Origin of the sequence: Gordonia sp. C13, from assembly GCF_023218005.1 — a bacterium.
Lineage (GTDB): Bacteria > Actinomycetota > Actinomycetes > Mycobacteriales > Mycobacteriaceae > Gordonia > Gordonia namibiensis.
Window position 1 is genome coordinate 96,345 of record NZ_JALPSY010000016.1, and the last position, 13,688, is coordinate 110,032.

Consider the following 13,688-nt stretch of genomic DNA (forward strand, 5'->3'; position numbering starts at 1 on the left):
AATGATTGCATGGCTTCGACAAGCTCAACCAGCAAGGTGAAAGTGGCAGTGGCCGGCGCGAGCGGCTACGCGGGCGGTGAGATCCTCCGACTCCTGTGTGGACATCCCCGCCTGCGGTCCGGCGAGCTCGAGATCGGTGCGCTGACCGCCGGCGGCAACGCCGGCACCACGCTCGGATCCCATCATCCGCACCTGTTGCCGCTGGCAGAGCGGGTTCTCGAGGAGACCACCCCGGAGATCCTGAGCGGGCACGACGTGGTCTTCCTGGGTCTTCCGCACGGTGCATCGGCGGTCATCGCCGACGCCCTGCCGCCGACCACGCTGATCATCGACTGCGGCGCCGACTTTCGGCTGCGCGACGCCGGCGACTGGACCTCCTACTACGGCGGGGATCATGCAGGTACCTGGCCGTACGGCCTGCCCGAGCTCCCCGGCAATCGTGAGGTCCTCAAGGACGCCAGCCGGATCGCCGTCCCGGGCTGCTACCCGACGGTGTCGATCCTTTCGCTGCTCCCGGCGATCGCGGCCGGCCTTGCCGAGCCGCACGTGACCGTGGTCGCGGTCAGCGGCGCGTCGGGTGCCGGGCGTTCGCCGAAGGTCGATCTGCTCGCCTCCGAGGTCATCGGGTCCGCCCGGGCCTACGGTGTCGGCGGCGTCCACCGGCACACCCCGGAGATCTCGCAGGCACTGTCGGAGGCGGCGCAGCAGCCCGTCACCGTCTCGTTCACCCCGATCCTCGCGCCGATGGCCCGGGGCATCCTCGCGACGTGCACCGCACGGACCACCGCGACCGGCGACGAGGTCCGCGCGGTCTACGAAAAGGCCTACGCCGATGAGGAATTCATCCATGTCCTGCCGGACGGCCGCCTGCCGGCCACCGGTTCGGTCATCGGTTCCAACGCCGTCCAGCTCGGGGTGACCGTCGACGAGCGCGCCCAGACCCTCGTGGTCGTCGGCGCCGTGGACAACCTGACCAAGGGGACCGGCGGCGCCGCGGTCCAGTCGATGAACCTGGCGCTGGGCTGGACAGAGAACGAGGGACTGAGCACCGTGGGAGTTGCACCATGACAGGCGTCGAGGGAACCGGAATCCAGGCCCCACAACCGGATCCGGACCGCATCGAGGGCGGCGCCCCCGGCGACACCCCGCGGCTCGTCCGCGAACAGGGCGTCACCGCGCCGCTGGGCTTCCGTGCTGCGGGGATCGCGGCCGGTATCAAGGTGTCCGGCAACCCCGACCTCGCCCTCGTGTTCAACGAGGGCCCGGATTACTCGGCCGCCGGCGTCTTCACCAGCAACCAGGTCAAGGCCGCACCCGTCCTGTGGTCCCAGCAGGTTCTCACCACCGGCAAGCTGCGCGCGGTGATCCTCAACTCGGGCGGCGCCAACGCGTGCACCGGGCCCGGCGGATTCCAGGACACCCACAAGACGGCCGAGGCCGTCGCGGAGGCGTTGAGCAACTGGGGGACCAGCACCGGCGCCGTCGAGGTGGCGGTCTGCTCGACCGGGCTCATCGGCGATCGCCTCCCGATGGACAAGATCCTCGCCGGCGTCACCGAGATCGTCCAGGAGATGGGCGGCGGACTCACCGGCGGCACAGACGCAGCATACGCCATCATGACCACCGACACCGTGCCGAAACAGGCTGCGCTGCACCATCCCCAGGGGTGGAACGTCGGCGGCATGGGCAAGGGCGCGGGGATGATGGCGCCCTCGCTCGCGACGATGCTCGTGGTGCTCACCACCGACGCCGCGGCCACCACCGAACAGCTCGACACCGCACTGCGTCGCGCGACCGCGCGGACGTTCGACCGGCTCGACATCGACGGCTCCATGTCCACCAACGACACCGTCCTGCTGCTGAGCTCGGGTGCCAGCCAGATCCCGGTCGACCAGGCCGATCTCGACGAGGCCGTCTTCGCGGTCTGCGACGACCTTGCCGCCCAGATGCAGGCCGATGCCGAGGGTGTCACCAAGCGGGTCACCATCACCGTCACCGGCGCACGGACCGAGGACGATGCCCTGGTCGTCGCCCGGTTCGTGGCCCGCGACTCACTGGTCAAGACCGCACTGTTCGGTTCCGATCCCAACTGGGGTCGGGTGCTGGCCACGGTCGGCGCGTCCCCGGTCCGGATCGACCCGGACGTGATCGCCGTGTCGTTCAACGGATCCCCCGTGTGTGAGAACGGTTGTGGCGTCGACGGGGCGCGCGACGTCGACCTCTCCGGTGCCGACATCGACGTGCTCGTCGACCTGAAGCTCGGCGACGCCTCGGCATCCGTCCGGACCACGGACCTCTCGCACGCGTACGTCGAAGAGAACTCGGCGTACTCGTCATGAGCGACACCACACCGGAATCCGGTGTACCCCAGATCGACCCGGCCGCAGGCCTCGCGAAGGCGAAGGTCCTCGCCGAAGCGCTTCCCGCGTTGCAGGAACTCGCCGGCGCCACGATCGTCGTCAAGTACGGCGGCAACGCCATGGTCGACGACGAACTGAAGAAGGCCTTCGCCGCGGACATGGTGTTCCTCCGCGCCTGCGGCATGCACCCGGTCGTCGTGCACGGCGGCGGACCGCAGATCTCGGCGATGCTGAAGAAGTTGGGCCTGCAAGGAGAATTCAAGGGCGGTTTCCGGGTCACCACCCCCGAGGTGATGGACGTCGCCCGGATGGTCCTCTTCGGACAGGTCGGTCGTGAACTCGTCGGTCTCATCAACGCGCACGGCCCCTATGCCGTCGGCATCACCGGCGAGGACGCCCACCTGTTCACTGCCACCCGGCGGACGGTGCTCGTCGACGGCGTCGCCACCGACATCGGACTCGTCGGCGACATCTCCTCGGTGAACACCTCTGCGGTGCTCGATCTCGTTGCGGCGGGACGCATCCCGGTGGTGTCGACCATCGCGCCGGATCGCGACGGCGTCGTGCACAACATCAACGCCGACACCGCGGCCGGAGCGCTCGCCGAGGCGCTCGGTGCGTCGCGGCTGGTCATGCTGACCGATGTCGAAGGGCTGTACACGGATTGGCCCGACCGTGGGTCGCTGGTGTCCCAGATCGACACCGACGCCCTGGCCGAGCTGCTGCCGTCGCTGGACTCCGGCATGGTCCCCAAGATGGAGGCCTGCCTGCGTGCGGTGACCGGGGGAGTTGAACGCGCCCACGTCATCGACGGCCGCGTCGCCCATTCCGTGCTCGCCCAATTACTGACCGAGAGCTCCACCGGCACCACCGTCGTCGACCCGCGTGAGGAGGACCAGTGACCGCACCGCTGCAACAGCGTTGGGGCCAGTCCCTGATGAAGAACTACGGCACCCCGCCGATCGCTCTGGTCGGCGGTTCGGGGCCGTACGTCACCGACGCCGACGGCAAGCGATACCTCGACCTGCTCGGTGGCATCGCGGTGAACTCCCTCGGTCATGCGCATCCCGCGATCGTCGAGGCCGTCACCACCCAGCTGCAGACGCTCGGACACGTGTCGAACCTCTACATCTCGCCTCCCGTCGTCGAACTGGCGGAGAAGCTGCTCGACCGCTTCGGCCACCCGGGCCGCGCGTTCTTCTGCAACTCCGGGACCGAGGCCAACGAGGCCGCCTTCAAGCTCGCGCGCCGGACCGGCCGGCCGGAGATCGTGGCCGCCGAGAAGGCTTTCCACGGCCGCACCATGGGTGCGCTCGCCATGACCGGACAGCCGTCGAAGCGTGCACCGTTCGAACCGATGCCGCCGGGAGTCCGGTTCGTGCCGTACGGCGACACCGAGGCGCTCGACGCCGCTGTCACCGATCAGACCGCCGCGGTCATCCTCGAACCGATCCTCGGTGAGGCCGGCGTGATCGTCCCGCCCGCCGACTATCTCGCCGCCGCCCGCCGCATCACCAGCGAGCGCGGTGCACTGCTGATCCTCGACGAGGTGCAGACCGGCGTCGCGCGGACCGGTACCTTCTTCGCGCACCAGCAGGTGGGTGTGGTGCCCGACGTGATGACGCTCGCCAAGGGACTCGGCGGCGGACTGCCGATCGGTGCGTGCATCGCCACCGGCCCGGCCGCCGAGCTGTTCGAACCCGGCCAGCACGGCACCACCTTCGGTGGCAATCCCGTTGCCGCGGGCGCCGCGCTCGCCGTGCTCGGGGTCATCGAGTCCGAAGGCCTCACCGATCACGTTGCCGCCGTGGGCAAGACGATCGCCACCGGCATCGAGGACCTTCACCACCCGCTGATCGGCGGTGTGCGAGGAGCCGGTCTGTTGCTCGGCGTCGAACTGACCGAGGCGCTGTCCGGGCGCGTCGAGGCCGCGGCCCGCGACGCCGGGTTCCTCATCAACGCGCCGGCACCCGACGTGCTGCGGCTCGCACCGCCCCTGATCATCACCGAGGAACAGGCACAGACCTTCGTCGAGGCCCTGCCGGCAATCCTCGACACCGCCGCGGCAGCGGCCTCGAAGGACACCGCCGCGGCAGCGGCCTCGAACGACACAGCTGCCCAGAACGACAAGGGAGACAAGGCATGACGCGTCATTTTCTACGCGACGACGACCTCACCCCCGCCGAGCAGGCCGAGGTGCTGGCCCTCGCCGCCCTGGTGAAGGCGCAGCCGTTCGCCTTCCGCCCGCTCGAGGGCCCCCGCGGGGTCGGGGTGATCTTCGACAAGAACTCGACCCGCACGCGCTTCTCGTTCGAGGTGGGCATCGCCCAACTCGGCGGTCACGCGGTGGTGGTGGACGGCCGCACCACCCAGCTCGGCCGCGAGGAGACCCTCGAGGACACCGGACAGGTGTTGTCGCGCTTCGTCGACGCCGTCGTGTGGCGCACCTTCGGTCAGGACCGTCTCGAGGCGCTCGCGTCGAGCGCGACCGTGCCGGTCGTCAACGCTCTGTCCGACGAGTTCCACCCGTGCCAGGTACTCGCCGACCTGCAGACGATCATCGAGCAGAAGGGGTCGCCCACGGGTCTGAAGATGACCTACCTGGGCGACGGCGCCAACAACATGGCTCACTCGCTCGGACTCGGCGGCGTCACCGCCGGGATGCACGTCACGATCAGCGCTCCCGAGGGTTTCCAGCCCGATCCGGCGATCATCGCCGACACCGAGCGCCGTGCCGCCGAGACCGGGGGATCGGTGCAGCTCGTGACCGACCCCGTCGAGGCGGTCTCCGGTGCCGACGTCCTGGTCACCGACACCTGGGTGTCGATGGGCCAGGAGGAGGACGGCAGGGACCGCACGGCACCTTTCCGGCCGTATCAGATCAACGACGAGTTGCTCGCCCACGCCGCCGACGATGCGATCGTGCTGCACTGTCTGCCGGCGCACCGTGGCGACGAGATCACCGCCTCGGTCATCGACGGTCCGCGCAGCGTCGTCTTCGACGAGGCCGAGAACCGTCTCCACGCGCAGAAGGCCCTGCTCATCTGGCTGCTGGAGCACCAGTGAGATGACACCAGAGAGCAAGGACCAGTTGTGACCGCCGGAGCCGAACCCACGGAGAACCGCCTCGCCGCGACCCGCGCGGGGCGGCATGCGCGGATCATCGACATCCTGTCGACCCACCAGGTGCGCAGCCAGTCGGAGCTGCAGCGGTTGCTGGCCCAGCAGGGGATCGATGCCACGCAGGCCACGTTGTCGCGCGACCTCGACGAGCTCGGGGCCGTGAAGCTGCGGGCCGCCGACGGCGGTGCGGGGGTCTACGTGGTGCCGGAGGACGGATCGCCGGTGCGCGGGGTGTCTGGCGGTACCGATCGCCTCTCGCGCCTCGTGTCGGAGCTGCTGGTCTCCACCGACAGCAGCGGCAACCTCGCCGTACTGCGTACGCCGCCCGGCGCCGCGCACTACCTGGCGGCCGCCCTCGACCGTGCTCGACTGCCCGATGTGGTGGGCACGATCGCCGGTGACGACACGATCGTCGTCGTCGCCCGCGAGCCGCTCGACGGCGCCGAACTCGCCCGACGGATCGAGGGCCTCGTGTAGCCCCCGTCCCGCTGCAGAACCACCGGCCGCGCCCGCCGACGGCCGGACAGAACGAGAACCGCAACCGAACACACCGCCAACCGAGACCCGGACGGTGTGGTCGGAACCCCGGGGCCGATGATGGACTCGGGTCATCGCTTAGAACAGGAGCTTCACCTCATGGCAGAACGTGTCGTACTCGCATACTCGGGCGGCCTGGACACCTCGGTCGCGATCAGCTGGATCCAGAAGGAGACCGGCAAGGAGGTCGTCGCCGTGGCTCTCGACCTCGGGCAGGGCGGCGAGGACATGGACGTCATCCGCCAGCGCGCCCTCGACTGCGGCGCGGTCGAAGCTGTCGTCGTCGACGCCCGTGACGAATTCGCCGACGAGTACTGCCTCCCGGCGATCACCTCGAACGCCCTCTACATGGACCGCTACCCGCTGGTCTCCGCGCTGTCGCGTCCGCTGATCGCCAAGCACCTCGTGACCGCCGCCCGCGATCACGGCGGCACCGTCGTCGCCCACGGCTGCACCGGCAAGGGCAACGATCAGGTCCGCTTCGAGGTAGGCTTCGCCACCCTCGCACCCGATCTCGAGGTTCTCGCCCCGGTCCGCGACTACGCGTGGACCCGTGAGAAGGCCATCGCCTTCGCCGAAGAGAACGACATCCCCATCAACGTGACCAAGAAGTCGCCGTTCTCCATCGACCAGAACGTGTGGGGCCGCGCCGTCGAGACCGGCTTCCTCGAGGATCTGTGGAACGCGCCGACCAAGGACGTCTACAGCTACACCGAGGACCCGACCGTCAACTGGAACAGCCCCGACGAGGTCATCATCGGCTTCGACAAGGGTCGTCCCGTCAGCATCGACGGCCGGCCGGTCTCCGTGCTGCAGGCCATCGAGGAGCTGAACCGTCGCGCCGGTGCGCAGGGTGTCGGCCGTCTCGACGTCGTCGAGGACCGTCTCGTCGGCATCAAGAGCCGCGAGGTCTACGAGGCCCCGGGCGCCATGGTGCTGATCCGTGCGCACGAGGAACTCGAGCACGTCACCATCGAGCGCGAACTCGGCCGCTACAAGCGCGGCACCGACCGCAAGTGGGCCGAGCTGGTCTACGACGGTCTCTGGTTCTCGCCGCTGAAGCGTTCGCTGGACGCGTTCGTGGACTCGACGCAGGAGCACGTCTCCGGCGAGATCCGTCTGGTCCTGCACGGCGGCAACATCGCCGCCACCGGACGTCGGAGCTCGGAGTCGCTGTACGACTTCAACCTCGCCACCTACGACGAGGGCGACAGCTTCGACCAGTCGGCGGCCCGCGGCTTCGTCGAGCTGCACGGACTGTCCTCCAAGATCTCGGCCAAGCGGGACCTGAATCTGTGAGTGGCGAGCAGACCGGCGGGACGACCAACGAGGGCTCGCTCTGGGGCGGCCGTTTCGCCGGTGGTCCGGCCGCGGCGATGGCCGCCCTGAGCAAGTCGACCCACTTCGACTGGGCCCTGGCGCCGTTCGACATCCAGGCCTCGAAAGCCCATGCCCGAGTGCTCAACAAGGCGGGGCTGCTCACCGATGACGACCTGACGGGCATGCTGGACGGCCTCGACCGTCTGGCTGCCGACGTCGCCGACGGGACGTTCGGTCCCGCGGAGTCCGACGAGGACGTCCACGGTGCGCTCGAGCGCGGACTCATCGAGCGAGTCGGCCCCGAGCTCGGTGGGCGGTTGCGTGCGGGCCGGTCGCGCAACGACCAGGTCGCCACGCTGTTCCGGATGTGGCTGCGCGCCGCCATGCGACGCGTCGCCCTCGGAGTGCTCGACGTCGTCGACGCGCTGACCGCTCAGGCGGCCGCGCATCCCGACGCAATCATGCCCGGCAAGACGCACCTGCAGGCGGCCCAGCCGGTGTTGCTCGGCCACCACCTGCTCGCGCATGCCCAGCCGTTGCTCCGCGACATCGATCGCCTCGCCGACGCCGACCGCCGGACCGCGGTCTCGCCGTACGGCTCCGGTGCCCTCGCCGGTTCGTCGCTGGGACTAGATCCGGCCGCCATCGCCGCCGACCTCGGGTTCGACGCCCCGGCCGAGAACTCCATCGACGCCACCTCCTCCCGCGACTTCGCGGCGGAAGCGGCGTTCGTATTCGCGATGATCGCAGTCGACCTCTCCCGGTTGTCCGAAGAAGTGATCATCTGGAGCACACCGGAATTCGGTTACGTGACACTGGCCGACGCCTGGTCGACGGGCAGCTCGATCATGCCGCAGAAGAAGAACCCGGACGTCGCGGAGCTGATGCGCGGCAAGGCCGGGCGCCTGATCGGCGACCTGACCGGTCTCCTCGCGACGCTCAAGGCGCAGCCGCTGGCGTACAACCGGGACCTCCAGGAGGACAAGGAACCGGTCTTCGACGCGGTGGCACAGCTCGAGATGCTGCTGCCGGCCGTCACCGGTCTGGTCGCGACGCTCGAGTTCCACACCGACCGGATGGAGGCGCTGGCCCCGGCCGGCTTCACCCTCGCCACCGACATCGCCGAGTGGATGGTCCGGCAGGGTGTGCCCTTCCGCGTCGCCCACGAGGTCGCCGGAGCCTGTGTCCGCGAGGCCGAGTCGCGGGGCATCGGCCTCGACGAGCTCGACGACAAGACGCTGACCGGCATCAATCCCTCGCTCACCCCCGCGGTACGCGAGGTGCTGACGGTGCGCGGTTCGGTCGAGTCGCGCAACGCGCATGGCGGTACCGCGCCCGATCAGGTACGACGGCAGATAGACGTGGTGTCGGCCCGGTCGGCCGACCTGCGCACACGATGGGACGCCGGTCCCGGAGGACGAGAGTAGAAACACTGCTCAGTGGGTAGAGTGACGTCCACCACCGACGTGTCGGTGGTGGACGTCTCGCTGACAACGGGGAGGAATCGACGCGATGGTGGGTTTGGACGGGCTCCCGGATCTGGGCGGCGTGGTCAGCCGGGTGGTGGCGACCGCTCAGAACGGACTCGAGGTGCTCCGCTTCGGCGGTCTCGAGACCGGGACCGAACCTGCTCCTTTCGCGATCGTCGAGACACACAAGATGTTCCGGCTGCGCCGGTACTTCCCGAACGAGCCGTCCACCGGCCCGAACATCGTGCTCGTGCCGCCGATGATGGTGTCCGCCAACGTCTATGACGTGACCGAGCACAACGGTGCGGTGTCCATCCTCCATCGCAACGGCATCACCCCCTGGGTGATCGACTTCGGGTCCCCGGACACCGAAGAGGGCGGGATGGAGCGCAACCTCGCCGACCACGTGGTGGCCATCAGCCACGCGATCGACCTGATCGTCGAGGCGACCGGCCGCGACATCCACCTCGCCGGGTACTCCCAAGGCGGCATGTTCGCCTACCAGACCGCGGCCTACCGGCGGTCGAAGGGAATCGCGAGCGTCATCACCTTCGGCAGCCCGGTGGACGTCCTGGCGGCGCTGCCCCTCGGATTACCCGCTGGTCTGGTGGCGCCGGCCGCCGAGTTCCTCGCCGAGCGGTCCTTCGTGCGGAACCTCTGGATCCGGGACTGGATGGCGCGCACCGGCTTCCAGCTACTCGACCCGGTCAAGACCGTGCGCAGCCGGATCGACTTCCTCCGCCGTCTCCACGACCGCGAGGCGCTACTCCCGCGTGAGGATCAGCGGCGGTTCCTCGAGGCCGATGGCTGGGTCGCCTGGTCCGGCCCGGCGATCGCCGAACTGCTGCGCCAGTTCGTCGCCCACAACCGCATGGTCTCCGGTGGCTTCGTCATCAACGGCGACCTCGTGTCGCTCACCGAGATCACCTGCCCGGTACTGGCGTTCGTCGGTGAGGCCGACGACATCGGTCAGCCCGCCGCGGTGCGCGGGATCGTGCGCGCCGCACCCGATGCCGAGGTCTACGAATCCACCCTGCCGGTCGGACACTTCGGTCTGGTGGTCGGTTCCACGGCGGGTCAGCACACCTGGCCCACCACGGCCGACTGGGTGAACTGGTTGTCGGACAACGGGACCCGTCCGGAGCTCATCAACGAGATGTCGCTGGTCGAGCCGGGGCACGGCAGCGGTGTCAGCCTGTCCTCGCGCATCACCCACGGCGTGGGGTCGGTCGCCGATGCCGGCACCGCGGCCTCGCGGGAACTGCTCACGCTGGTGAACTCGGTGCAGCGGACGTCGCGAGCCGTCGCGTCGGAGTCGGTGCGCACGGTGCCACGACTCCTGCGCCTGGGCCAGATCCAGAGCGGAACCCGGATCTCGCTGTCGAAGCTGATGGCCGAGAACACCAAGAAGCACGGCGAGAACGAACTCTTCCTCTTCGAGAACCGCGTGCTCACCCACGCGCAGGTCGACGCGCGCATCAACAACGTCGTCGCCGGCCTCATCTACTGCGGCGTGCGGCCGGGGCAGCACATCGGCGTCCTGATGGACACCCGTCCGAGCGCCCTGGTCGTGGTCGCGGCACTGGCGCGGCTCGGCGCCGTCTCGGTGCTGCTGGCCGCAGACGCCGACGTGCGGGAGATGATGCGCCTGGCGGACAGCTCGGTCATCGTGACCGACCCGACCAACCTGGACCTCGCCGCCGCGGCGTCGGACCGGGTGCTCGTGCTCGGCGGTGGCGGCGGCGATTCCCGTGCCATCGACGGTGCCGACGGCAGGACGGTCATCGACATGGAGCAGATCGACCCCGACGAAGTCGACCTGCCCACCTGGTACCGGCCCGATCCCGGCCTCGCGGGAGACCTCGCATTCATCCTCTTCAGTCGTGCACGGGGGAAGCTCGTTCCGTGGCCGGTGACCAACCACCGGTTCGCGATGTCGGCGTTCGGTGCGGCCTCGGCAGCAGCACTCTCCGACCGCGACACCGTGTACTGCCTGCCGCCCCTCCATCACGCGTCCGGTCTGCTGACGACCCTCGGAGCGACGGTGGTCGGCCGGTCCCGGATCGCCCTGTCCAATGGCATCGACCCGGAGACCTTCGCGACCGAGGTGCAGCGTTACGGCGTGACCGTGGTGTCCTACACCTGGTCGATGCTGGGCGACGTCGTCCGTGATCCGCGCTTCCGGATCAACCAGCACAACCCGATCCGGCTGTTCATGGGTTCCGGGATGTCGGCGGGCCTGTGGGAAGACGTGTGCAGCAGCTTCCCCCGGGCCCGGATCCTCGAGTTCTTCGCGACCGCCGACGGTTCCGCGATCCTGGCCAACGTCTCCGGCGACAAACTGTCCTCCGTCGGGCGGCCGCTACCGGAGACCAACCCGGTCGAGGTCGCGGCCTACGACATCGTGAACGATCGGCTGCTGATCGACGATTCCGGTTTCGTCCGGCGTGCCGAGGTCGGCGAGCCCGGGTTGTTGCTGGCCAAGGCCCGCCACAAGTTCGACACCAACGGCACGGTGCTGCGGGATGTCTTCACCAGCCGTGACCGGTGGGAGGTCTCGGGGCATCTGTTCGTCCGCGACGCCGACGGTGACCTGTACTTCCTCGGTGCCACCGACCGGGTGGTCCGAACCGAGGACGGACCCGCGTTCATCCCGCCGATCACCCACGCGCTCTCGCGGATACAGGGTGTCGACCGGGTCGTTGTCTACGGCGTGGGGGAGCCGGGACACCAGGTGCTGGTTGCGGCACTGACCCTGTGCCCGGATACCAAGCCCGAGTCGCTCACCGTCACCCAGCTGCGTATCGCACTCGGGGAGTTCCCCGCCGAGATCCGGCCGCACCTCATCCGCGTCGTCGACGAGATCCCGCACTCCGCGTCGTACCGCCCGTTGAGCACCGTGTTCGCGGCCGAAGGGCTGCCCAAGCCCGGACCGCGGATCTGGTACCGCGACGAGGAGGGGCGCTACCGGCGGTACACCAAGACGATCGCCGAGAAGCTGGACTGGAGCGGGTCGTCGGTCGGCGATGCCCTAGGCTGAGCGGCGTGACGACACGCGCTGAGGCCATCGACCCGATCGTGCGCGAGCGGCTGGCCTGCCCGCAGGACCACGGCCCGCTGATCGACGCCGGCGACGAGCTCTACAACCCGCGGCTGCACGTCGCCTACCGGATCGATGCCGACGGAATCCCCGTCATGCTCATCGACGAGGCACGCAAGGTCGACGACGCCGAGCACGAGCGTCTGATCTCCGGCCAGTAACTCCACGCATCGGCCCGACGCCTGCAGGTGTCACCTCGTCCGAGCCCCGATCTCGATGGATGACAAGATCGAGGGGTGAGTGCTGAGACTGAGGGAACCGCCAACACGACCGAGGGATCCGTCCGGACCGGGGACGCTCCCGTCGACATCCTGGACGAACTCGGCTGGCGAGGTCTGATCGCGCAGTCCACCGACCTCGATTCACTGCGAGAGGCGCTGGCGGACGGGCCCATCACCTTGTACGCGGGTTTCGACCCGACGGCGGCCAGCCTTCACGCCGGCCATCTCGTGCCGCTGCTGACCCTGAAGCGTTTCCAGCTCGCCGGTCATCGGCCGATCGTTCTCGCAGGTGGCGCCACCGGGCTCATCGGTGATCCCCGAGAGGTGGGGGAGCGCACCATGAACGCTCCCGACACGGTCGCCGAATGGGCCGGTCGGATCGACGCGCAGCTGCGCCGCTTCGTCGACATCGACGAATCGGAGACCGGCGCACTCGTCGTCAACAATCTCGACTGGACCGGACAGCTCTCCGCCATCGAATTCCTCCGCGACCTCGGCAAGCACTTCTCGGTGAACGTCATGCTCGCCCGGGACACGGTGAAGCGGCGTCTCGAGGGTGACGGCATCAGCTACGCCGAGTTCAGCTACCTGCTACTGCAGTCCAACGACTTCGTCGAGCTCAACCGCCGGTACGGCTGCGTGCTGCAGATCGGTGGCTCGGATCAGTGGGGGAACATCATCGGCGGTGTCGACCTCGGACGCCGACTCGACGGATTGTCGCTGCATGCGCTGACCGTGCCGCTCGTGACCTCGTCGGACGGAAAGAAGTTCGGCAAGTCCACCGGTGGCGGCAGCCTCTGGCTCGACCCCGAGCTCACCAGCCCGTACGCCTGGTACCAGTACTTCGTGAACACCGCCGACGCCGACGTCATCCGTTACCTGCGGTGGTTCACCTTCCTCGGACGTGAGGAGATCGCCGAGCTCGAGCAGGCGACGGAGGAGAAGCCGCACCTGCGTCTCGCGCAGAAGAAACTCGCCGCCGAGATGACCACCCTGATCCATGGTGAAGAGAACACGCGCGCCGTCGAGCTCGCCAGCCAGGCACTGTTCGGACGGGCCGAGCTCGACGAACTCGACGAAGCCACGCTGGCAGCAGCGGTGGGCGAGACCGTCATCGCCGAGTACTCCGCGGAGCGGCCCACCATCATTCAGCTCCTCGTCGACACCAAGCTGTCCGAGAGCAACAAGGCCGCGCGCCGCGCGGTGTCCGAAGGCGGCGCCTACGTGAACAACACGAAGATCACCGATCCGGAGTGGCAGCCGGCGGACTCCGACCTCCTCCATGGCCGGTGGTTGGTCGTGCGGCGAGGCAAGAAGAGTTTTGCCGGCGCGAAGCTAGCCCTCTGACCAGGGGATTTGACGCGTTGTTCGCGGCTGTGTAACTTAATCGACGCACCGCAGAGAGCAACTCCCCCGGAGCCGCAAGCACCGGGGAAGCAAAAGTGCCCGAGCCAGTCGCTCGGGCCGCCTGTGCGGGGCCACTCCCAAGAACAAGATCGCAAGTAATACTTGCGCTCTGGGAGAGCTCATCGGAGCCGGACTCAACACGAGGACGTCC

11 protein-coding genes are annotated in these 13,688 nt (G+C 68.7%); all 11 read left to right on the forward strand.

The window, feature by feature from the left end:
• The first annotated feature begins 9 nt into the window (after positions 1-9).
• The 11 genes from argC (at position 10) to tyrS (ending at position 13,477) form a co-directional block, all read left to right on the forward strand.
• Positions 10-1,068 (forward strand): N-acetyl-gamma-glutamyl-phosphate reductase, encoded by a 1,059-nt coding sequence (argC, locus tag M1L58_RS14060; protein ID WP_248659354.1) that lies wholly within the window; start codon positions 10-12, stop codon positions 1,066-1,068.
• Positions 1,065-2,339 (forward strand): bifunctional glutamate N-acetyltransferase/amino-acid acetyltransferase ArgJ, encoded by a 1,275-nt coding sequence (gene argJ, locus M1L58_RS14065; protein WP_248659355.1) that lies wholly within the window; start codon positions 1,065-1,067, stop codon positions 2,337-2,339. Before argC ends, argJ begins: the two co-directional genes overlap by 4 nt.
• A complete protein-coding gene (gene argB, locus M1L58_RS14070) occupies positions 2,336-3,262 on the forward strand; it encodes an acetylglutamate kinase (RefSeq protein ID WP_248659356.1) in 927 nt (308 codons plus the stop codon). The genes argJ and argB overlap by 4 nt, the downstream gene beginning before the upstream one ends.
• Entirely contained in the window at positions 3,259-4,506 is a 1,248-nt protein-coding gene (locus M1L58_RS14075) for an acetylornithine transaminase (RefSeq protein ID WP_248659357.1), read from the forward strand. Before argB ends, M1L58_RS14075 begins: the two co-directional genes overlap by 4 nt.
• Positions 4,503-5,426, forward strand: coding sequence for an ornithine carbamoyltransferase (gene argF / locus M1L58_RS14080; RefSeq protein ID WP_154884142.1), 924 nt, complete (start codon positions 4,503-4,505; stop codon positions 5,424-5,426). The genes M1L58_RS14075 and argF overlap by 4 nt, the downstream gene beginning before the upstream one ends.
• Before the next feature lie 27 nt (positions 5,427-5,453).
• Positions 5,454-5,960 carry an arginine repressor gene (locus M1L58_RS14085; protein WP_006868228.1) on the forward strand — a complete coding sequence of 169 codons (507 nt, stop codon included), beginning with the start codon at positions 5,454-5,456 and terminating at the stop codon, positions 5,958-5,960.
• A gap of 159 nt (positions 5,961-6,119) precedes the next feature.
• Complete coding sequence (locus tag M1L58_RS14090) at positions 6,120-7,319, forward strand: argininosuccinate synthase (protein WP_006868229.1); 1,200 nt, start codon at positions 6,120-6,122, stop codon at positions 7,317-7,319.
• Positions 7,316-8,767 (forward strand): argininosuccinate lyase, encoded by a 1,452-nt coding sequence (gene argH / locus M1L58_RS14095; protein ID WP_248659358.1) that lies wholly within the window; start codon positions 7,316-7,318, stop codon positions 8,765-8,767. Before M1L58_RS14090 ends, argH begins: the two co-directional genes overlap by 4 nt.
• A gap of 85 nt (positions 8,768-8,852) precedes the next feature.
• Positions 8,853-11,849, forward strand: coding sequence for an AMP-binding protein (locus M1L58_RS14100; protein ID WP_248659359.1), 2,997 nt, complete (start codon positions 8,853-8,855; stop codon positions 11,847-11,849).
• Positions 11,850-11,854: 5 nt separating this feature from the next.
• A complete protein-coding gene (locus M1L58_RS14105; RefSeq protein WP_005200196.1) occupies positions 11,855-12,070 on the forward strand; it encodes a Trm112 family protein in 216 nt (71 codons plus the stop codon).
• 75 nt (positions 12,071-12,145) lie between these two features.
• Positions 12,146-13,477: a tyrosine--tRNA ligase gene (gene tyrS, locus M1L58_RS14110; protein WP_248659360.1), complete on the forward strand. Its 1,332-nt coding sequence runs from the start codon at positions 12,146-12,148 to the stop codon at positions 13,475-13,477.
• Positions 13,478-13,688 lie beyond the last annotated feature (211 nt).